At 37.6% G+C, this 20,419-nt stretch carries 18 protein-coding genes; 8 read left to right on the top strand and 10 right to left on the bottom strand.

Features of this window, described 5'->3' with window-relative positions; translation table 11 throughout:
- Positions 1-141 precede the first annotated feature (141 nt).
- Positions 142-2,628: a zinc-dependent metalloprotease gene (locus ACU8DI_RS13930; RefSeq protein WP_447113398.1), complete on the top strand. Its 2,487-nt coding sequence runs from the start codon at positions 142-144 to the stop codon at positions 2,626-2,628.
- A 55-nt stretch (positions 2,629-2,683) separates the two neighbouring features.
- Here ACU8DI_RS13930 and ACU8DI_RS13925 read toward each other — a convergent pair whose 3' ends face one another.
- The 6 genes from ACU8DI_RS13925 to ACU8DI_RS13900 form a co-directional block, all read right to left on the bottom strand.
- Entirely contained in the window at positions 2,684-3,433 is a 750-nt protein-coding gene (locus ACU8DI_RS13925; protein ID WP_447113397.1) for an alpha/beta hydrolase, read from the bottom strand.
- Positions 3,434-3,467: 34 nt separating this feature from the next.
- Complete coding sequence (locus tag ACU8DI_RS13920; RefSeq protein ID WP_447113396.1) at positions 3,468-4,346, bottom strand: alpha/beta hydrolase; 879 nt, start codon at positions 4,344-4,346, stop codon at positions 3,468-3,470.
- A 49-nt stretch (positions 4,347-4,395) separates the two neighbouring features.
- Positions 4,396-5,091, bottom strand: coding sequence for a hypothetical protein (locus ACU8DI_RS13915; protein ID WP_447113395.1), 696 nt, complete (start codon positions 5,089-5,091; stop codon positions 4,396-4,398).
- 68 nt (positions 5,092-5,159) lie between these two features.
- A complete protein-coding gene (locus ACU8DI_RS13910; RefSeq protein WP_447113394.1) occupies positions 5,160-5,642 on the bottom strand; it encodes a hypothetical protein in 483 nt (160 codons plus the stop codon).
- A gap of 37 nt (positions 5,643-5,679) precedes the next feature.
- Positions 5,680-6,147, bottom strand: coding sequence for a hypothetical protein (locus ACU8DI_RS13905; protein ID WP_447113393.1), 468 nt, complete (start codon positions 6,145-6,147; stop codon positions 5,680-5,682).
- A 1-nt stretch (position 6,148) separates the two neighbouring features.
- Positions 6,149-6,307, bottom strand: coding sequence for a hypothetical protein (locus ACU8DI_RS13900; RefSeq protein ID WP_447113392.1), 159 nt, complete (start codon positions 6,305-6,307; stop codon positions 6,149-6,151).
- A gap of 149 nt (positions 6,308-6,456) precedes the next feature.
- On the opposite strand from ACU8DI_RS13900, the gene ACU8DI_RS13895 reads away from it, so the two are divergent.
- The 3 genes from ACU8DI_RS13895 to ACU8DI_RS13885 all read left to right on the top strand — a co-directional run bounded on the left by ACU8DI_RS13895 (position 6,457) and on the right by ACU8DI_RS13885 (position 8,965).
- Positions 6,457-7,968: a hypothetical protein gene (locus ACU8DI_RS13895; protein WP_447113391.1), complete on the top strand. Its 1,512-nt coding sequence runs from the start codon at positions 6,457-6,459 to the stop codon at positions 7,966-7,968.
- A gap of 94 nt (positions 7,969-8,062) precedes the next feature.
- Complete coding sequence (locus ACU8DI_RS13890) at positions 8,063-8,524, top strand: hypothetical protein (RefSeq protein WP_447113390.1); 462 nt, start codon at positions 8,063-8,065, stop codon at positions 8,522-8,524.
- Between the two features lie 114 nt (positions 8,525-8,638).
- Positions 8,639-8,965, top strand: coding sequence for a hypothetical protein (locus tag ACU8DI_RS13885; RefSeq protein WP_447113389.1), 327 nt, complete (start codon positions 8,639-8,641; stop codon positions 8,963-8,965).
- A gap of 55 nt (positions 8,966-9,020) precedes the next feature.
- On the opposite strand, the gene hemL is transcribed toward ACU8DI_RS13885, so the two are convergent.
- Genes hemL through ACU8DI_RS13870 form a run of 3 tightly spaced genes read right to left on the bottom strand, consistent with a single transcriptional unit; the run spans position 9,021 to position 12,015 of the window.
- Positions 9,021-10,307, bottom strand: a complete 1,287-nt coding sequence (gene hemL, locus ACU8DI_RS13880) for a glutamate-1-semialdehyde 2,1-aminomutase (protein WP_447113388.1) — start codon at positions 10,305-10,307, stop codon at positions 9,021-9,023.
- 1 nt (position 10,308) lies between these two features.
- Positions 10,309-11,118 carry a glucosaminidase domain-containing protein gene (locus ACU8DI_RS13875; RefSeq protein WP_447113387.1) on the bottom strand — a complete coding sequence of 270 codons (810 nt, stop codon included), beginning with the start codon at positions 11,116-11,118 and terminating at the stop codon, positions 10,309-10,311.
- A 6-nt stretch (positions 11,119-11,124) separates the two neighbouring features.
- The gene (locus ACU8DI_RS13870; protein ID WP_447113386.1) at positions 11,125-12,015 is read right to left on the bottom strand and encodes a 1-aminocyclopropane-1-carboxylate deaminase/D-cysteine desulfhydrase; all 891 of its coding nucleotides are present in this window, start codon (positions 12,013-12,015) and stop codon (positions 11,125-11,127) included.
- Between the two features lie 160 nt (positions 12,016-12,175).
- Between ACU8DI_RS13870 and ACU8DI_RS13865 the strand changes: the two genes are divergently transcribed.
- Entirely contained in the window at positions 12,176-17,212 is a 5,037-nt protein-coding gene (locus tag ACU8DI_RS13865; RefSeq protein ID WP_447113385.1) for a T9SS type A sorting domain-containing protein, read from the top strand.
- Here the strand turns inward: ACU8DI_RS13865 and ACU8DI_RS13860 are convergent.
- Positions 17,207-17,530, bottom strand: coding sequence for a hypothetical protein (locus ACU8DI_RS13860; RefSeq protein ID WP_447113384.1), 324 nt, complete (start codon positions 17,528-17,530; stop codon positions 17,207-17,209). The two genes, ACU8DI_RS13865 and ACU8DI_RS13860, sit on opposite strands and share 6 nt — an antisense overlap.
- Before the next feature lie 47 nt (positions 17,531-17,577).
- Between ACU8DI_RS13860 and ACU8DI_RS13855 the strand changes: the two genes are divergently transcribed.
- From ACU8DI_RS13855 to ACU8DI_RS13845, 3 genes are read left to right on the top strand one after another with little or no spacing between them, the layout of a single operon-like run.
- Positions 17,578-17,739 carry a DUF5522 domain-containing protein gene (locus tag ACU8DI_RS13855; RefSeq protein WP_447113383.1) on the top strand — a complete coding sequence of 54 codons (162 nt, stop codon included), beginning with the start codon at positions 17,578-17,580 and terminating at the stop codon, positions 17,737-17,739.
- Positions 17,739-19,742, top strand: a complete 2,004-nt coding sequence (locus ACU8DI_RS13850) for a urocanate hydratase (RefSeq protein WP_447113382.1) — start codon at positions 17,739-17,741, stop codon at positions 19,740-19,742. The genes ACU8DI_RS13855 and ACU8DI_RS13850 overlap by 1 nt, the downstream gene beginning before the upstream one ends.
- Positions 19,743-19,763: 21 nt before the next feature.
- The gene (locus tag ACU8DI_RS13845; protein WP_447113381.1) at positions 19,764-20,315 is read left to right on the top strand and encodes a DUF4136 domain-containing protein; all 552 of its coding nucleotides are present in this window, start codon (positions 19,764-19,766) and stop codon (positions 20,313-20,315) included.
- Positions 20,316-20,419: the final 104 nt, after the last annotated feature.

The following is a 20,419-nucleotide window of genomic DNA, read 5'->3' as shown; positions in this document are numbered from 1 at the left end:
ACAGCCACTTCACTTCAAAGTGGCTTTTTTTATAGAATTTTACAGACCATATTCGTTAAAATAGTATTAAAAGCATTCCTACTTTTTTCATGCCAAGCACAGATTTCTTATTTTAGGAGACTAATTTAAAAATCAACTACATTGAAACAATTTTCTATTAAGCTACTTTTGGTAGCTTCGGTATTCTTTGTTGCTGTTTCCTGCTCAACTTCAAAAAAGGCAAACTCATCCAAAACAGCTTCAACAACAGCTAAACCACCAGGAAAAAAACCCGGTAAAAATGACCCTAAACCTTATGACAAAGTCATAACTAAAGATGCAAAAAGTGATCAAGGATTGTTCACTGTACACACCTTAGACGATAAATACTACTACGAAATTCCTGACTCTTTATTTGATAGAGAGATGCTTATGGTAACGCGAATTTCTAAAACGGCTAGTGGCTTAGGTTTTGGTGGCGGAAAGCAAAACGAGCAAGTTTTGCGCTGGCAGAAAAAAGATAAAAAAGTCATTCTTCGTGTTGTTTCATATAATGTGACTGCTGCAGATTCACTACCAGTGAATGAAGCAGTGACCAATTCTAATTTTGAACCTGTGCTTTTTACGTTTCCTATTGCTGCGTTTAGTAAAGACTCGACAAGTACTGTCATTGATGCATCTCCTTTATTTGAGAAGGATGTAAAATCGTTAGGATTACCGCAATTTAGAAGATCACCATACAAGGTTTCACGATTGGAGAGTGACAAGTCCTTTATTGAAAGCATCAAAAGTTACCCAAGAAACATTGAGGCGAGACATGTAAAAACCTATGCGGCTGGTAATCCACCATCCAATTCTAGTACTGGATCCATTTCAATTGAAATTAATAACTCTATGATTTTGTTACCAGACAACCCAATGAAACGTCGTTATTTCGACGAACGTGTTGGGTGGTTTACTAGCAGTACGACAGATTATGGTCAAGAGGATCAGAAAAGTAAAAGCTTGACCTATTTAGATCGTTGGAGATTAGAAGTAAGAGACGAAGATATTGAAAAATTCAAACGAGGTGAATTGGTTGTTCCTAAAAAACAAATTGTTTATTATATCGATAGAGCAACACCAGTTAAATGGCGTAAATATATCAAACAAGGTATTGAAGATTGGCAAGTCGCTTTTGAAGCCGCAGGATTTAAAGAGGCTATTATAGCCAAAGACCCACCTTCTGTAGAGGAAGATCCAGAGTGGACTCCTGAAGATGTTCGCTATTCCGTGGTACGTTACTTGGCGTCTCCTATTCCTAATGCCAATGGTCCTCACGTGAGTGATCCTAGAACCGGTGAAATCCTTGAAAGTGACATTAACTGGTATCATAACGTGATGTCCTTATTGCGTGGTTGGTTCTTTGTTCAAACTGCAGCTATCAATCCAGATGCTCAAAGTCCACAGTTTAAGGATGAAGTAATGGGACGTCTTATTCGATTTGTTTCAGCGCATGAGGTTGGACACACTTTGGGTTTACCTCATAACATGGGAAGTAGTGTTGCCTATCCAGTTGAAAAACTTCGCGATGCTGAATTCACTCAAAAATACGGAACAGCACCATCTATTATGGACTATGCACGTTTTAATTATGTGGCACAGCCAGGCGATGAAGGTGTTGCACTCATGCCAAATATTGGTGTTTACGATAAATATGCCATTGCTTGGGGTTATAAACCAATTTTAGATAAAAGTGCTGAGGAGGAAAAACCTATTCTTAACGAATGGATTATGGAGCATGCAGGTGATCCAATGTACCGATTTGGCCATCAACAGGTTGGAGATATTCACGACCCTAGCTCTCAAACAGAAGACTTAGGAGACGATGCTATGCTCGCTAGTGAATACGGTATCAAAAACCTAAAACGTATTGTACCAAATTTAATTGATTGGACTACAGAAGACGGTGAGGATTATGATGACTTACAAGAAATGTACGGTCATGTGGTATCACAATTTAATCGTTATATGGGCCATGTTTCTAATAATATTGGTGGTGTTTATGAATACTACAAAACCGCCGATCAAGAAGGCGTTGTTTATACACCTGTAGCAAAAGATCATCAAGAACGTGCCATGGCATTCTTACAAGAGAATTTATTTACAACACCAGACTGGTTAATTAATAAAAATATTTTTGATCGTATAGAATATTCAGGGTCTGTAGATCGTATACGTTCGCTACAAGTGAGAACCCTTAATAATATTTTAAGTTTAGGTAAAATGCAGCGATTAACAGAAGCTCATACTTATGACAACAATGCTTACGCACTTACAGACATGATGAAAGATCTTCGCCAGGGCATTTGGAGCGAATTGCGTACGGGTGAGAAAATAGATACTTACAGACGTAATTTACAGCGTGCTCACATCGATAGATTAGCTTACTTAATGACCGCTGAAAACCAAAGTGGACGTACGAGAAGTCCCTATATGAAAGCCACAGCTGTTAACACAAGCCAATCTGATATTAGAGCCGTTGTAAGAGCTGAGTTAAAGTCTTTAAGAAGCCAGTTGCGATCCGCTCGTGGTGCAGATGCTATGAGTAGAATTCATATTGCTGATGCTTTAGAACGTATTGATGCGATATTAAATCCGAATGGCTAGGATATAAGTTTATAATTATACAAAAAAAAGCTTCAGAGATATCTGGAGCTTTTTTTTATTTTAGTATATCTTCAATTCCTTTTCTATATTGCTCAAACTCCACCAAATTATTATGACTTCCACCTTCTAAAGTAATGAATTTGGTGCTTTCAGAAGGCGCAACGATATGTAACTTTTCTGCAGAAGAATAAGGTACCACACTATCTGCTGTGCCATGAAAAATAGCAATGGGACAAGTCACATTTTTGATATATTGATGGGATGGAAACTTATATTTTAATAAAACCGACACTGGAAAAATTGGAAATCGATGTTTTGCCACATCTAGTATACTATAGTAAGGTGTTTCCAAAATGAGTTGTTTCGGCTGGTTTTTGGATGCCAAATACGTCGCAATTCCTGTTCCTAATGATCGCCCATAAATCGTGACATCAGCTTCTGAATAGTGTTGCAAAAGATAGTTATAGCAAAATTGTGCATCATCATAAAAGGCCTGTTCATTAAGTGGACCAGTACTTTTTCCGTAGCTACGATAATCCATCACAAACACATCATAATCTTTGGCGACAAAGAATTCAGTAATTGTTCCCCATCGACTCAGATCACCAGCATTTCCATGTAAATAGAAGATCACTCCCTTAGGATTTTGAGTCTTAAAATGAATCGCATTGATCTGCACATCTTTGTCAGGCTCTAGAAACAACTCTTCAAATGGATACTTAAATTCGTATTGGTAATCTTGTGCTAAAACTGTTGGAAGAAACAGTATTTTTTCTTGTAAAAAATAAAGTGATGTGCCTATCATAACATATAAAATCAAAAGTAGATTAACTACTTTTTTAAGCTTTTTTCTTAGTGGGTTTTGAACTGTGTATGACATGGATACTTGTAGTTTCTAAATCGATGGTTTTAGGGGTTTTATTTAAAATATCATCCAACATTTGATGATAGGATTCAAAATTATTAAGATTTTTATGACCACCTCCAATGACCGTATGTAATGTCGTGAGTTTTGGGTTCACTTTAGACAATTTTACACTGGTTTTAAATGGAATTAACTTATCGTGTGTTCCATGAATAATATGAATTGGACATTGCACATATTTTAGCCACTTATAAGTCGGTAATGGGTATTTCATAAGTAACGAAAAAGGCATAAATGGTGCATAACGCGCAGTCACTTTTGTGAGGCTATAATAGGGTGCATCTAATATCAACATTTTAGGATGATTCATGGAAGCTAATTTTGCTGCGAAACCTGAGCCCAATGAGCGTCCGTAAAGAATAATGCGGTCTTCAGTTGTTTTTTCTTTTATCTTATTATATACCAATTGTAAATCACGCTTAATAGCCTTTTGAGTACGTCTGCCCGTACTTTTTCCAAAGCCTCGATAATCAACCATGAGCACATTATAACCATGCCTGGTAAAGTCTACGGCAAATTTTCCCCAACCTTTAATGCTTTTTGAATTACCTTTTAGGTATAACACAACACCTTTGCTTTCTCCTTTAGGAAAAAAACGCAAACCGTTAATGGTGGCACCATCGCGTGTTTCTAAGTTGTACTCCTTGGTTACCTGATTTTCATAATCAAATTGGAAATCGGCAGGCAGCTTTTCAGGCTTGAAAAGCATATAATCCTGCAAGTAATACAACGCAATACTAATCGCGATATAAATTATTAAAACAGTGATAATTGTGGATAACCAATAAGGCATTTCAAGAATTTTGTTCTAACAAGATAGGAAAAATTTGTGAGTGCTAGTGCTAATGAAAATACTTCAAAAACACGTCTGCAAATGGATCTTGATTAACAACAGTGTAATAAAACAAAGCACCCAACCAGCCATGGAATAGACCCAAAACATACAAGTTTTTTGCCTTCAAATAAACAGACGTGTACACCAATGCAAGTGTGAAGGTGCCAATTATTAGCCAAATCGACGGATAATGAACTAAGGAAAACACCACAGCTGTAATTAGTACTACCAGCCAATTCTTCAGCCTTATAGATTTCATTGTACTCAAGTTTCCCGCAACCAAAGCAATCGTTAAAAATTGTTGAATCGTTCCCCAAATAGGATACGTGACAAGCAAAGGTAATAGGTGCCAACTTAAGTTTAGCGTGTTTTGTATATATCCAATAACAAAGAAGGATATCACTGCAAGAATCACGAATGGCATAATCATAAACAGTACCGATTTAAAATTATCCCTTCGAAATCCCCAATCTTGCAATACAAGTGGATTTTTTCTATATCTCAACACGACATATGTTGACCATGCAAGAATGACAATGACTACATATGGCAATCGCCAATTGAGATAATCCATAAATACAAATTTCCCTGTACCTGTGACGATTACAGCCATAATTTCTAGCCATCGCGTTCTATCAGAAATCGGTCTCGTCAATTGAGAGTTCCAATAGTCAATTAAATAGGTGGTGAGTTTTGGTTTCATAACTAATGCATATTTTAAACCTTCCAGACTTACAGCCTGAAAGGTTTAGGGTTACAATTCAACCATCATCAAAACAAAAAAATCATATAAATAATGATGCCTTCTGCTATACCTGTAATGATGCTCATTCCCAGAACATCCTTTATTTTACTGCGCATAAAAAACACCATGCTGAGAATCGCCATAATGGCGGCCAATAGGATTTCAAGAGCGTCAATCTTAGTCATTAAATAAGTGATTCCTGTGAACATGGCGGTTATACCAATAGTTATAAGGCAAAATTTGAGTATTTCATCCTTGGTATAATTGCCATCTTTAAATCCCTTTCGCAAATCCCTTAAAATGGAGAGAATAAATAGCAAGGGTACTACAGACAAAAATGGCGCAAAAATGACTTTGATTCCCTTTTCAATTCTTAAATTGAATTGAAAGAAAAAAGCGATAGCTGTAAAAGCTAACAAACCAGTCACGATAATGGATTGAAATGTAAACAATAACTCACGTTTATGAGCATCTGTTTTGGGTTTTGGAGGTTGCATAATTGGATTCATAATTAAAAAGTTTTGATGATTTAACAATTAGTTTTGGTTAAGCGGATATAAAAAATACATGGACAGCTAATGCGAGTAGCATACCGCTTAAAATCCCATTAGCTCTCAAGTTGTTGTATAACAAATAATTAAGGACATAACTACTGATGGTTGTGGAATTTATTAAATGCGCAACGATGAGATGATCTTCTAATTTTTGACCTGTGATCCATTCCAAGATTTTCATAACTGACACACCAATAATCACGGTCACAACGAGAAGAATGGTTGCTGGTCTTTGATTTTCCAACTTATACTCATCCGTGTTTTCTGGCATGATATGCTCTATAAGTACAAAACGAACAAAAAACAACAATGGTAGTGGAAACAAAACGGATGCAACGATTTTAACGAGATCCTTTAGTGTTTTGATATCGTCATAGCCTAGAAACACTAGGTAGATGAACACCACTACAGATACGCCAGTAGTTACTAAGAAAGCCGTATTAACTTTTTTGAGTTGCATTCTAAAGTCCTATCGGATTGGTATTGGCTAAGGTGTTTCCTGCCAACTGATTTATGTAATATTCATAGTTCTGAGAAGCATAATTCTGAATCGATTTCGAACAAATAACTATGATTCCAAGACACATAATAATGACGGTGGTTTTCAAATACTGTTTCATTTTTTTGCTTTGTTGATTAGGTTACAAATATGATACGAAGCTCTCACATCCTCAATACAGATTTAAAATATTACTGACGATTTATTTATTTAATAATTTAACATTACCTTTATAATTACTAACATAGGAAACAATATACTGACGATAAAATGACAGACCTTAAAGCCATAATTCAGATACTAACTCCAGAAGAGGAACAGCGTTTTATTGCGTTACTCGAAAGAAACAACAAGCGAAATGACACCAAAAACATTCAACTTTTTAAGCTGCTAGCACAAAATGAATTGAGTTCTAATGATATTTGTTTTAAGATATACAACAGTCATAAAAAAGGCGCTTATCATGCGCTTCGTAAGCGTCTTTACCAATCACTTATTGACTTTATAGCCAATCGAAGTTTAGCTGAAGAAAACTCCGTAGACATGAAAGTTATCAAATACATTCTGGCTTCTAGAACATTTCTGATTCACAAAGAACCTAAAATAGCCTATGATGTTTTAGACAAAGCGGAAAGTCTTGCGCAAGAATATCAGCTATTTCCGATCCTCAATGAAATTTATCACACAAAGATCCAATACGCTTATCTCAATCCATCGATAGATCTAAACGATGTCATTACCAGCTTCCGAAGAAATCAAAAACAACATGCTATGGAAGAGGAATTGAATTTAGTCTACGCAAAAGTGCGACAAACGCTTAGCGATATGACTTATAATGGCAAAGTTCTCGATTTCGAAACCATACTCAACAACGTGCTAAAAGAACACCAAATTGATCTATCGCAAGCTTTTTCATTCAAATCGCTTTACCAGCTAATGACCATTGTGAGTATTTCAGCCTTTGTGAATAAGGACTATTTAAAGATTGAACCATTTCTATTGGCGACCTACGAAAAGATCCATCAACACAAGACTAAAGACAAACAGCTCATATACCACATAGAAGTAGTTTATATGATTGCCAACACGTTATTTCGAAACAAAAAATTCAATCAATCGATCGATTTTTTGGAACAAATGCGGAAGCTCATGAAGCAACAACGCAGTAAATATGAAACCGCCTTCAAACTGAAATATTATTTGCTAATGGCACTCAATAAAAACTATTTAGGTCATCAAGAAGCAGCTATTGATCTACTCGAATCCGTCAAAACCGAAAAACACGTAGATACCGAAAGTATTCTTGATATTCATTTAAGTTTGGTCATGTTTTACATGCAAAAAAACGACTTGAAAAAAGCAAAATCCCTTTACGCTAAATTTTATCACACCGATAACTATTACGCAGAAAAAGCTGGAAAAGAATGGGTAATCAAAAAGAACTTAGCGGAAATCATCCTATATATCGAATTAGGGGAAATTGACTTGGCAGATTCTCGATTTTTAAGTTTTAAACGCTCTTATTATAAGTATTTAAAGGCCATCAATCAAGATCGAGTTATTGTATACCTGAATTTCGTAAATACCTATTACAAACAACCTCATATTGTAAAAACCACCGCTTTTAAGGAGCGAGTTGAGCTCGCCTTTGATTGGGTAAATGAGCAACAAGAAGACATTTTTGTGATGAGCTTTTATGCTTGGCTAAAAAGCAAAATGGAACAAAGGGATCTGTACAAGACAACGTTAGATCTTATCACCAAAGCTCAAAATGTTAATTAGAGGTTAAAATCTAAGCGCTTATTAAACCATAATCCAAATCTAAAGTCAAAGCAGTATCAATTAAAAAACAATAACATATTTAATTACGAAACACATGAAGAAATTATTTTTAATTGCAATTGCTTTTACAACGCTTCAGGCAGTTGCCCAAGACGGAAAGAAACGTGCATCCAATGAAATGAGAAAAGAACGTATGGCAAAATTGCAAGACGTATCTCCTGAGGAAATGGCAACCTTGAAATCTAAAAAATTAACCTTAGCTCTGGACTTATCAGATAAGCAACAGAATGAGGTCAAAGCGCTAATACTAGATGAGGCCAAGAGTAGAAAGGCAAAAATGGAAGCTCATAAAAAAAAGAAGGAAAGCGGAGCATTAGAAAAACTTTCTAAAGAAGAGCGCTACAAAATGAAGAATGAGCGCTTAGATGCACAAATAGCATTTAAACAACAAATGAAATCTATTTTGTCTGAGGAACAATTCCAAAAATGGGAAAAGATAGAAAGCAGAAGACATCACAAAGGGAAAAACAAACACAAAGGGAAACAAAGGCACTAAATGTGATCTATTCGTCTGATTTATCAACAATGCATCGATTTTTGTAATCGATGCTTTTTTTTATCACAAAATTGATTAATTTTAAATCCTGTTGAATTAATTACTACAAAGACCATGAAAAAAATAGTTACTATTTGCGCATTTGCTTTAGCCCTTCTCTTTAGCGCCCAAACATTATCTGCACAAAACACTTTAGAGATTAATGCAGAAGCGAATACAAAGACAAAAGAGCTAAGAAAAGTGATCAAGTTTGAACAAGCCAAAATGCAAGATGTCTACGAAGCTTATCGTAACTATGCTATTGCTTACAAAAAGATCAGTGATAAAGTAGAATTAAATGCCGAACGCTTAGAAAAAATCAATAACAAATTTGACGAAGAACTAAAAGAAATTTTGACAGACGAGCAATACGAAAAATACTTGGCAACGTTTCGAAATTAATCTTTAAGACATCTATAAAAATAGAAAAGCGACCAAAATGGTCGCTTTTCTATTTTTATAAGGTTTGTGCTACTTTTTCAACAGCTTTTATGGTTTCATCGAGGTCAGCATAAGTCAAGGCATCTGTAATAAACCAGGTCTCAAAAGCACTAGGCGCAATATAGATTCCCTCCTTTAATAAGCCATGAAAAAAGGCTTTAAAGCTCTCATTATTACCTTTGGCTGCAGATGCAAAATCAACAACGGCTTCATCAGTAAAATGAATGGATATCATAGAGCCTTTTCTATTAATCGTATGAGTGATCCCAAATTTAGTCAAGGCTTGAGCACATCCTTCATGTAAATAACGGGTTTTTTCTTCTAAGCGTTGAAAAAGTGCTTGATCGTTATCAATGGCAGTCAACATCGCTAATCCCGCTGCCATGGCTAATGGATTTCCACTGAGTGTTCCTGCTTGATACACGTTTCCTAAAGGTGCTAAATGACTCATAATTTCATTACGAGCGGCAAATGCGCCTACTGGTAATCCACCACCTATCACCTTTCCGAAACAGACAATATCAGCATCCACGCCATAAAGTTCTTGAACACCACCTCTGGAAAGTCTGAAACCTGTCATCACTTCGTCAAACACAAGAAGTATGTCGTGAAGATCACAAAGCACACGTAATTGTTTCAGAAAATCATTTTTTGGTGGAATGCATCCCATATTACCAGCAACTGGTTCTAAAATAATACAAGCGATGGCTCCTTCGTTGGCTTCCACTAATGCTTTCACATGATCAATATCATTATAGGTAGCCAAAAGTGTATCTCGCGCAGTGCCCTGAGTAACACCAGGGCTGTTAGGACTACCAAAAGTAACAGCACCACTACCCGCTTGAATTAAAAACGCATCACTATGACCATGGTAACAACCGGCAAACTTGATAATTTTATCTTTACCAGTATAACCTCTGGCCAATCTTACAGCACTCATACAAGCCTCGGTTCCTGAATTCACAAACCTGATCTTATCGATATTAGGCACCATCGAAACCGCTAATTCGGCAATTTTAGTTTCTATTTCTGTTGGCATCCCGAAAGAAGTCCCCTGTTTTGCCTTCTCGATAACGGCATCGACCACTGGTTCATAGGCATGTCCCAAAATCATTGGTCCCCAAGAATTGATGTAATCTATAAAACGATTGCCATCTTCATCGTAGACATAGGCACCTTTAGCTGATTTTGCAAAAATAGGAGTACCTCCAACCGCCTTAAAAGCTCTAACCGGTGAATTTACACCACCAGGAATGACTGTTTCCGCAGATTTAAATAACGTACTGCTACGTTGATATAACATATTAATTTGATTTTACAATTAGCATTTGACCAAGAGAAAGGTCATTGTTCTTTAAGCCATTAAGACGTTTCAGTTCCTCAACCGTAGTATCATACCGTTTTGATAATGAATACAGCGTATCTCCCTTAACCACCTTATGACTAACCACTTCTAGTTCAGGTAAGTCTACTGATTTCGTAGTTTTTACACCATGAAGCACCATATCATCGTATTGATCTAATTGATAACGCTCTATAAGACTTATGAGTTTATCAGGATACTTTCTATCTGTTGCATATCCAGCGGCACGCAACCCTTTGGCCCAACCTTTGTAATCATTTTCACGAAGTTTAAACAAATTCGCATAACGGCCTCTTGAAGTCAAGAAATCAGAATGATCTTCAAAAGATGTTTTGGCATGATCATACTTTCTGAAACACTCTTGTGAACGATCATCATCGTGATAAATTTTCTTACCGCTCCAGCCATGACATTTGATTCCAAAATGGTTGTTAGCTTCTACTGAAAGACGACCTCTGCCTGAACCAGATTCCAAAATCCCTTGTGCCAAAGTAATACTCGCAGGTATTTTATACTTGCGCATTTCCTCCATAGCGATTAAATGATAATCTAAGATGTATTGTTCCGTAGCATTTAAAACGGTCCCTGTTGGTTTACTTATTATCGAGACAGGTTCCTTTGCTGGTTCTGTTTTTGTAGTTGGCTGAACAATCTCTGGCTCAGCGCGCTTTTTTTTAGTCACTATCCTTTTTTTAGATCCACAACTAAAAACGACCAAACCCACAAGTAAAACGATTAGTATTCTTTTCATAAAATTTTAAACGATTAAAGCCTTATTTTGTTGCTTTAATTTTTGATTCATTCCTATTATACCTTGCAATCCGCCAGTATGAATTGCCAATATTTTTGAATGCTTCGGAAAAAAGCCTTGTTGTAACAAATCATTAATTCCGAACATCATTTTACCAGTATAAATTGGGTCTAACGGAATTTGATGCGTTCTTTTAAAATCATTGATAAATGCGATTAAGGCATCATCGGTTTTTGCATAACCTCCAAAATGATAATTCGTTATTAACTCCCAATTCGACAGGCATGCAAATTTAGTAATTTCTTCTTGTAAAAAATCAGCTTTCAATGCAGGAAAACCAAGAATTTTTTGATGTGGCAATGCTGAATTTATGATCCCAGAAATAGTGCCGCCAGTCCCAATAGGACAACAAATAAAATCATAGATTGCATCGTCCTTATTGAGGATTTCTTCGCATCCCTTAACAGCCAAGGTGTTGGTACCGCCTTCTGGAAGCAGATAGAAATCATCAAACTCTGATCGTAATTCTTTTAGCATACTGGAACTTGTCTTGTTGCGATACTTTGCTCGTGATATAAATTTAAGTACCATGCCACAAGATTCCGCAAAGCGCAAGGTCGGATTGTCTTGATAAGAGGCAGCCAGTTCATCGCCTCTGATAATACCTATGGTTTGAAAACCTAGCTCCTGCCCAGCAGCTGCTAAGGCGGCTATATGATTGGAATAGGCACCACCAAAACTAAGCAAGGTTTTGACATTTTGTTTTTTTGCCTCAAAAAGGTTATATTTTAGCTTACGATACTTATTACCAGAAACATAGGCATGATTCAAATAATCGGGCTTTAAGTCTAGTTGATGACTTAGTTTTTGGTTAATATAATCTGTTATTTGTAACATGTTAACTAAAATTGTAATAATTATTTAAAAAAATGTTAAAATTATTATTATTTTTAATAATTTAACACCCTGTTTATCCCCAAATCTATAGCTAATAACATCTACAATTACCCTAGCCATTTTTAAGGAATGGTAAAGTTATTATTAAAACATATAGATTATGATTAAAAGATTACTTTCAAATGTCTTTTATAAGCACATCCCTCGATTACCCATTATTACCATTCTAAGTATTTTCTGTGTCAGCTTTTATTCAGAAGCTCAAACGACCTTGCTCGACCCAACGGGTGATGGTGGCTTTGAAAGCGGCACCACCTTTGCCGCCAATGGTTGGTTGAACGACAATCCTCCACAAAACAATAGAAATCAATGGACCATCAACACAGGTGCACAGGCAGGTTATTCAGGAGCAAGAGCCGCCTACATAACCGATGATGCTAATGGAGCACCACCAACACATACGTACAATTTTGGCACCAATAGGGTTGTACATATGTACAGAGACATTACAGTACCTGCTGGTGAAGATTTAATAACGTTAAATTTTGATTGGGTAGGTATTGGTCAAAATGGATCTGATTTCATGCAGGTTTGGGCAGCTCCAACTAGTTATGTACCAAGTTATGCCACGACCGTTTTATCAGCGGCTCCAAGCTCAACGCAACTTGGCGTTAATTACAGTGGTCAAACAAATTGGACGAACGTCAACCTCACAATTCCTGCCTCTTTCGCTGGCACTACCTTTCGGTTAGTTTTTGAGTGGAGAAATAATAACAATACAGGTTCTAATCCACCAGCAGCCGTTGATAACATTTCAATAATATCAGATACCTCAACTCCTCCACCTCCAAATAATGACTGTACAGGCGCTATTGGCCTAACCGTTAATGCAGATTTAGCTTGTGGTGTAGTAACGGCGGGAACCAATGTGGATGCGACGGCCTCGTCTCAAGCCGATGACGTTACAGGAACGCCTGATGATGATGTGTGGTTTAGTTTTGTAGCAACAAGTACGGTGCATCAAGTAAGTCTCACAAACATTGTGGCCATTGTTGGTGCCTCTACAAATATGGGTATGGGTGTTTATGATGGCTCCTCGGGCTGTGGCGCTTTAACATTTGAGGCGACTAGCGACCCTAACACACTAGACCTAAGTGGGTTAACCGTAGGAGTCACCTATTACATACGAGTTTATGGTTGGGTAGCAGGTGCAGGAAGCGCCCAAACCAATTTTGACATCTGTGTAGGAACACCACCTCCGCCACCTTCAAATGACGAACCTTGTAATGCTATTGCGTTACCGAATAACGCTACTTGTTCGTTTAGCACTTATACCAATGAATCTGCCACAGCGAGTTCTGGTGTGCCAGCACCTGGTTGTGCCGGATACTCTGGTGGTGATGTTTGGTTTACAACCGTAGTACCAGCAAGTGGTAATATCGTCATTGACATGGATACTGGCGTGATGACTGATAGCGGAATGGCCATTTACTCTGGTACTTGTGGCGCACTAACCTTAGTTGAATGTGATGATGATGATAGTCTAAATGGCAATATGTCTGCCATTACCTTAACTGGCAGAACGCCAGGCGAAACTTTATATATTCGAGTATGGGAGCTTGGCAATAATAACAACGGCACGTTCAATATATGTTCTTCACAGCCACCACCGCCACCCTCGAATGACGAATGTGTGAATGCTATTGGTTTGAGCGTTAATACCGATTTAAACTGTGGAAACACAACTCCAGGAACAACCGTTTCAGCAACAGCCTCAGCACAAGCCGATGATGTTATAGGAACTCCAAATAATGATGTTTGGTTTAGTTTCGTTGCGACAAGTTCAGCCCATCAAGTGTCACTTCAAAATGTTGTAGCCGTAAACGGCAGTACAGATATGGCCTTTGGAGTTTATGATGGCACCTCAGGTTGTGCCGCATTAGTATTAGAAAACGATAGTGACCCAAACACGCTTAATCTCACAGGACTAACAATAGGAAATACCTATTATGTGCGTGTTTACGGTTTTTACAACAATTCAAATGATGAAACAAACTTTAATATTTGTGTTGGAACACCTCCACCACCTCCTGTTAACGACACTTGTGCTGGTGCCATAACGTTAACAGTTGATACGGTTTGCAACTATGCGACCTACACGACTGAAAGTGCACTCGATAGCGGTGTAGGTAGTCCAGGCTGTGCTTTTTATTCCGGAGGCGATGTCTGGTTTACAGTTACCGTACCATCTAGTGGTGAAATTACGGTAGATAGTCAAACAGGGGTCATAACCGATAGTGGTATGGCCATATATTCAGGAAGTTGTGGTGCTTTATCACTTATTGAATGTGACGATGATGACAGCCCTAATGGCGCTATGTCTTTAATCACTTTAACTGGACGAACGCCAGGCGAAGTTTTGTATATCAGATTTTGGGAATATGGAAACAATAATAACGGGACGTTTGATATTTGTGTGACGTCGCCAACACCTCCTGTTATTTGTGAAGGTGGTAGCGGCACAATCACATCTGGTATATCATGTAATGGAACTACGAGTTTAGGTGATGCCATAACTGGTAATCTTAATGCCGCAACCGACCCAATTGCTAACCGCCCAATTATTTTTATTGATGATGCAGATGGTTGTGCTTTTGATGCCACTCTTACCTCGAACTATACCACCGTGGATTTTACAGTCACGGTGTCTGGTACTTACTCCTTTACTTCGAACTCTGGATTTGATTGCATGGGTTATATTGTAACCAATACACCAACCGCATTCACTCCGGGTTCTTGTGCTACAGGTACATGGATTACTGGTGATGATGACAATGGACCGGGACTGGAAGCCATGTTAACTGCTAATTTAACCGCAGGAACCACTTATACCTTGATTACAACAGTTTACGATTTTGCTAGCACCACTATTACCTCTGGTTTTACTTGGAATGTTTCAGGTCCTCCTACGGGTATTGAATGGTATACAGCTGCAACTGGTGGTACCGCTATAGGTACAGGATCACCTTTCAATCCAGTTGGAGTAGCAGGTTCTGGATTGCCAGATACCAATACAGCAGGAACATACACCTTTTATTCTGCTTGTGCTAATAGTCCAGCAACTCGTGTCCCTGTAGATTTTGTTATCGAACCATTACCAACTGCGAACCTATCTGGATCGGGATCAGCTTGTGGTGGAACTGTCGATCTTACGGTTACTTTTACAGGTGCGCAACCTTGGAGTTTTACTTACACCGATGGTGTAACACCCGTTACTATAAATGGCATAACGTCATCTCCATACACCTTCAGCGTCACACCATCTGGTGCGACCACTTACTCGCTTACAGATGCTTATGATATAAATTGTATCGCTGACCCTACGGGCCTTACCGGAAGTGTGGTTATTTCTGGCGGCAAAACTTGGGATGGCTCTGCTAGTACCGATTGGAATAACGCGAATAACTGGACACCTGTAGGTGTTCCAACAAGTACCGACTGTGTCATCATTCCAAATAACGGGATTCAGTGTATAATTTCTAATACCACAGATGCCAATGCTTTTAATTTAACGGTAGAGATTGGAGGAAATTTATTAGTTAGACCAAGTGGTACAATCACTGTTCAAGATGCAGTTACTGTTGAACCAGGAGGTACTTTCCTATTAGATGGGTTTGAATATGATACAGGGAGTTTAATCCAAGTGAATGATGTGGCCAATTCTGGAGAAATTACCATGCGAAGAGATACCAATATTAGAAGACAAGATTATGTGTATTGGTCTACTCCTGTTGCTAATTACCCGTTATCGTCTGTATCTCCAACAACACCTGCAACTTTAATTAGTGAATGGATACCTACCATTGATAGACCTGATGGTCCGCCACCACAAAATGTTCCTAATGACTACGGTGAATGGGTCAATGTTACTGGAAATATGCAAACAGGAAAAGGATACATTATACGCGGCCCTAGTGCGTATGACATTGTAAATCCTGCATGGTATTCAGCAAATTTTACAGGTGTACCAAATAATGGAACAATTAGTAAGGCCATTAATAGAGGAACCTACACTGGCTCCAATTATGTGGATCAAGGCGGTCCTGTAACTAGTGATGATGACAATTGGAATTTGGTCGGAAACCCTTATCCTTCCGCACTTGATGCCAACGCTTTCCTGTCTTTTGCTGGAAATGATGTCATTGATGGCACAGTCTATTTATGGACTCATGGAACTAGAGTACAACAAGGATTTGGAAGTCCTTTTTATGGCAACTATGTTTACAATTATAACATTTCAGATTATTTAGAATATAACTTAAGTGGTCCTTCGGTTCAAAATGGCTTTAATGGTTATATCGGATCAGGCCAAGGGTTCTTTGTTCTAATGGAAGAATCACCAAATGCTTCTACCAACGAGAATCTTACATTCAACAATGCCATGCGAAGTAGTACATATGGTAATGATCAATTTTTCAGAACCAATAGCGACTACAACAGCACCACAACGATTCCTAAAGATAGAATATGGTTAGACTTAATTTCTCCGTCAGAAATTACTAGTACAACGCTCGTGGCTTATGTTCAAGGAGCAACCAATAGTGATGACCGACTATATGATGCTTCAACCATAGGCGGAACCGGGAAAAGTATATATTCTCTAATTGGAAATGAGCCTTATATTATTCAAGGTAGAAGTTATCCTTTAGATGTTTATGATCAAGTACCGATTGGAATGTTGATTGAAGAACCAGGAAATCACACCATTGCCATCCATGGCATTGATGGGTTGTTCGCAAGTGATCAAAATGTATACTTAGAGGATCTTGAACTTAATATTATTCATGATCTTAAAAATGCACCTTACACTTTTACTGAAACGATTTTAGGAAATCTGGATGACAGATTTATATTAAGATACACAGAGGACACCTTAGGTTTGAGCGAGTTTGAGAATAGTGCATTAATTACCATTATGGCTCCTAAAGGAGCGTTTATTAAAGTACAATCCAATAGAGATTTAATCGATCGTGTGATAGTTTATGATTTATTTGGTAGAGTCCTTATTGATAAAACAGCAATTAATGCACATGAATTGACTTTAAACCGATTGAATTTTTCTGATGGCGCCTACATAGTTAAAGCCATTCTCAGTAATCAAAAACAAAAAATTCAAAAAGTCGTTATCAAATTATAAATACTTTATAAAACTCCAAAATGGCCTTGATTTTAAATAATCAAGGCTTTTTTCATTGCTATAAGCTTCTTTTTCAAATGAAATACTTGAATATGCAAGTCGCCAATTGCGTTTGTGTATCAACCTTATCACAAACTCCAACACATAAAACACATAAAAAGGTATCATCAATAACTCAAGTTGTTGTCGTAAATGAATGCGCTCATGGTTCATTAAAACACGGTCCTTTTTTAATCGATAATCTTTCAACAAAATAAATGGAAAAATAGTCATCCCTACATACCCTTTAGGTACCAAATATTTTGAAACTAAAACCATATTAACGTGCTTTCAAAAATCTCTCCAATTTACATTATCTTTGTGACATGAAGAAGATTATTCCAATTGAGGAAGGTGATTATTATCTAACTCCTGAGGGCTATCGCTGTTTTACAGAGCAATATCATTTAAAAAGAGGTTATTGTTGCGAAAGCGGCTGTAGACATTGTCCTTACGGTTTTGATAAAAACAATTTAAAAACAAACTAATGCATACATCGACATTATCTTTTAAAGATCAAATCAAAGAAGGTATTCCTAATAAGCTTCCTTACCCAAAACCGTATGATGATAGCATCAATCATGCACCAAAACGGAAAGCCATTTTATCAGTCGAAGAAGAAAAGTTAGCATTAAAAAATGCCCTTCGATATTTTGAAAAATCCCATCACGAATTGTTATTGCCAGAATTTAAGAACGAACTACGTCGTTATGGAAGAATCTATATGTATCGTTTTCGTCCAGATTACAAAATATATGCGCGACCTATTGAAGAATACCCTGCCAAATGTCATCAAGCCGCAGCGATAATGCTCATGATCCAAAATAATTTAGATGACGCCGTAGCTCAACACCCTCATGAACTCATTACCTATGGTGGAAACGGAGCGGTTTTTTCTAATTGGGCGCAGTACCGACTCACAATGAAGTATTTATCAGAAATGACAGACGAACAAACCTTAGTGATGTATTCTGGTCATCCCATGGGACTTTTTCCAAGTCATAAAGAGGCTCCAAGAGTTGTAGTCACAAATGGTATGATGATTCCCAACTACTCTCAACCCGATGATTGGGAAAAATTTAATGCTTTAGGTGTTACCCAATATGGACAAATGACGGCGGGAAGTTATATGTACATTGGTCCGCAAGGCATTGTTCATGGCACAACAATCACAGTGTTGAATGGATTCAGAAAAATAAAAAAGACTCCGAAGGGCCATCTTTTTGTCACTTCAGGATTAGGAGGCATGTCTGGTGCGCAACCAAAAGCTGGTAACATTGCAGGATGTATTACTGTTTGCGCCGAAGTCAATCCTAAAATTACACAAGTAAGATTGGATCAAGGTTGGATTGATGAAAAAATCACAAACTTAGATGCTCTAGTTTCAAGAGTTAAACAGGCGAAAGAACAATCAGAAACCATTTCAATTGCTTATTTAGGGAATATTGTGGATGTCTGGGAAAAATTTGACGAGGAGTCCATTCAAATCGATTTAGGCAGTGATCAAACCTCACTTCACAATCCATGGGCTGGTGGCTATTATCCAGCAGATCTATCGTTCGAAGCTGCTAATGACATGATGGCCAATGATCCAGAACAATTTAAATTGAAAGTTCAAGAAAGTTTGCGTCGCCATGCCACAGCCATCAACAAACACACTGCAAAAGGCACCTATTTCTTTGATTATGGAAACGCCTTTCTCTTAGAAGCTTCAAGGGCTGGTGCAGATATCATGGCTGAAAATGGTATTGATTTTAAATACCCTTCCTATGTACAAGATATTATGGGACCTATGTGTTTCGACTACGGCTTTGGACCTTTTAGATGGGTTTGCGCTTCAGGCAAGCCAGAAGATTTACAAAAAACTGATACCATTGCTTGTGAAATTTTAGAGCAAATAAAATTACAGTCACCTGAAGAAATTCAGCAACAAATGAGTGATAATATTCAATGGATCAAAGGGGCTCAAGAAAATAAACTCGTGGTTGGTTCGCAGGCAAGAATTTTATACGCAGATGCAGAAGGTAGGATGAAAATAGCGGAAGCGTTCAACAATGCTATTGCTGCAGGTCATATTGGTCCTGTGATTTTAGGTCGTGATCATCACGATGTATCTGGAACTGATTCGCCCTATAGAGAAACTAGTAATATATACGATGGTTCGCGCTTTACTGCAGATATGGCTATTCACAATGTGATTGGTGACAGTTTTAGAGGTGCAACTTGGGTCAGTATCCACAATGGAGGTGGTGTTGGTTGGGGAGAGGTTATAAATGGTGGTTTTGGTATGGTTCTTGATGGTAGTATAGAAGCTGAAAGACGCTTAAAATCAATGTTGTTTTGGGATGTTAACAATGGAATTGCCAGGAGAAGCTGGGCTAGAAATGATGAGGCAATTTTTGCGATTAAACGTGCCATGGAGGTTGAACCTAATTTACAGGTGACACTTCCTCATACCGTTGATGAAAAACTTTGGGACTCGTTATTTTAACTCAAATAAAAAGAAAAAGAAATGAAAAATTTATTCAAACTACTACCACTATTGCTCGTGACTGTGTTCATGACGTCATGCAGCTCTGTAAAAGTCGCTGCAGATTATGATAAAAGCGCTAATTTTGACAACTACAAAACGTTTGCGTTTTTTAAAACTGGTATCGATAAAGCTGAAATCAGTGACCTAGATAAAAGAAGAATCTTAAGAGCTATTGAGTCTGAACTATTGGCTCAAGGGTATACCAAATCTGAAAACCCAGATATTTTGGTAAGCATTTTCACCAAATCACAAGAAAGAGTTTCTGTCTATAACAACAACTGGGGCGTTGGCGCTTGGGGTTGGGGCGGTTTTGGTCCAGGATTGGGCTGGGGTTGGAATACCCAACCAACAGTTACGACACGATCTGAAGGCACTCTTTTTATCGATTTAATTGATACCAAAAAGAAAGAACTCATTTGGCAAGGAATGGGAACAGGCTATCTATCGAAAAATATGGAAAAAAAGGAAGAGCGTATTAAAGAGTTTGTTTCAGAAGTCATGAAAAAATATCCGCCAGAATCAAAAAATTAATTCTATCGGTTTTCTAAAGCACTAGCATTATCATGTTGGTGCTTTTTTTTGTAAAACCTAATCATTTTATTCTTCATTTCTAAAACCCTATATTTGCCGACTTC

This window comes from Psychroserpens sp. BH13MA-6, assembly GCF_052983595.1.
Note: the sequence above shows the minus strand (reverse complement) of the source record. Positions and strands in the feature narration are given on the sequence as shown.

Bases quoted from the DNA above. Each gene is read 5' to 3' on its own strand.
- ACU8DI_RS13850 (WP_447113382.1), top strand. From the start codon at position 17,739: ATGCATACATCGACATTATCTTTTAAAGATCAAATCAAAGAAGGTATT.
- ACU8DI_RS13845 (WP_447113381.1), top strand. From the start codon at position 19,764: ATGAAAAATTTATTCAAACTACTACCACTATTGCTCGTGACTGTGTTC.
- ACU8DI_RS13885 (WP_447113389.1), top strand. From the start codon at position 8,639: ATGAAAAAAATAGTTACTATTTGCGCATTTGCTTTAGCCCTTCTCTTT.
- ACU8DI_RS13910 (WP_447113394.1), bottom strand. From the start codon at position 5,642: ATGAATCCAATTATGCAACCTCCAAAACCCAAAACAGATGCTCATAAA.
- ACU8DI_RS13920 (WP_447113396.1), bottom strand. From the start codon at position 4,346: ATGCCTTATTGGTTATCCACAATTATCACTGTTTTAATAATTTATATC.
- ACU8DI_RS13905 (WP_447113393.1), bottom strand. From the start codon at position 6,147: ATGCAACTCAAAAAAGTTAATACGGCTTTCTTAGTAACTACTGGCGTA.
- ACU8DI_RS13890 (WP_447113390.1), top strand. From the start codon at position 8,063: ATGAAGAAATTATTTTTAATTGCAATTGCTTTTACAACGCTTCAGGCA.
- ACU8DI_RS13870 (WP_447113386.1), bottom strand. From the start codon at position 12,015: ATGTTACAAATAACAGATTATATTAACCAAAAACTAAGTCATCAACTA.
- ACU8DI_RS13860 (WP_447113384.1), bottom strand. From the start codon at position 17,530: ATGGTTTTAGTTTCAAAATATTTGGTACCTAAAGGGTATGTAGGGATG.
- ACU8DI_RS13875 (WP_447113387.1), bottom strand. From the start codon at position 11,118: ATGAAAAGAATACTAATCGTTTTACTTGTGGGTTTGGTCGTTTTTAGT.
- ACU8DI_RS13855 (WP_447113383.1), top strand. From the start codon at position 17,578: ATGAAGAAGATTATTCCAATTGAGGAAGGTGATTATTATCTAACTCCT.
- ACU8DI_RS13895 (WP_447113391.1), top strand. From the start codon at position 6,457: ATGACAGACCTTAAAGCCATAATTCAGATACTAACTCCAGAAGAGGAA.
- ACU8DI_RS13865 (WP_447113385.1), top strand. From the start codon at position 12,176: ATGATTAAAAGATTACTTTCAAATGTCTTTTATAAGCACATCCCTCGA.
- hemL (WP_447113388.1), bottom strand. From the start codon at position 10,307: ATGTTATATCAACGTAGCAGTACGTTATTTAAATCTGCGGAAACAGTC.
- ACU8DI_RS13925 (WP_447113397.1), bottom strand. From the start codon at position 3,433: ATGATAGGCACATCACTTTATTTTTTACAAGAAAAAATACTGTTTCTT.
- ACU8DI_RS13900 (WP_447113392.1), bottom strand. From the start codon at position 6,307: ATGAAACAGTATTTGAAAACCACCGTCATTATTATGTGTCTTGGAATC.
- ACU8DI_RS13915 (WP_447113395.1), bottom strand. From the start codon at position 5,091: ATGAAACCAAAACTCACCACCTATTTAATTGACTATTGGAACTCTCAA.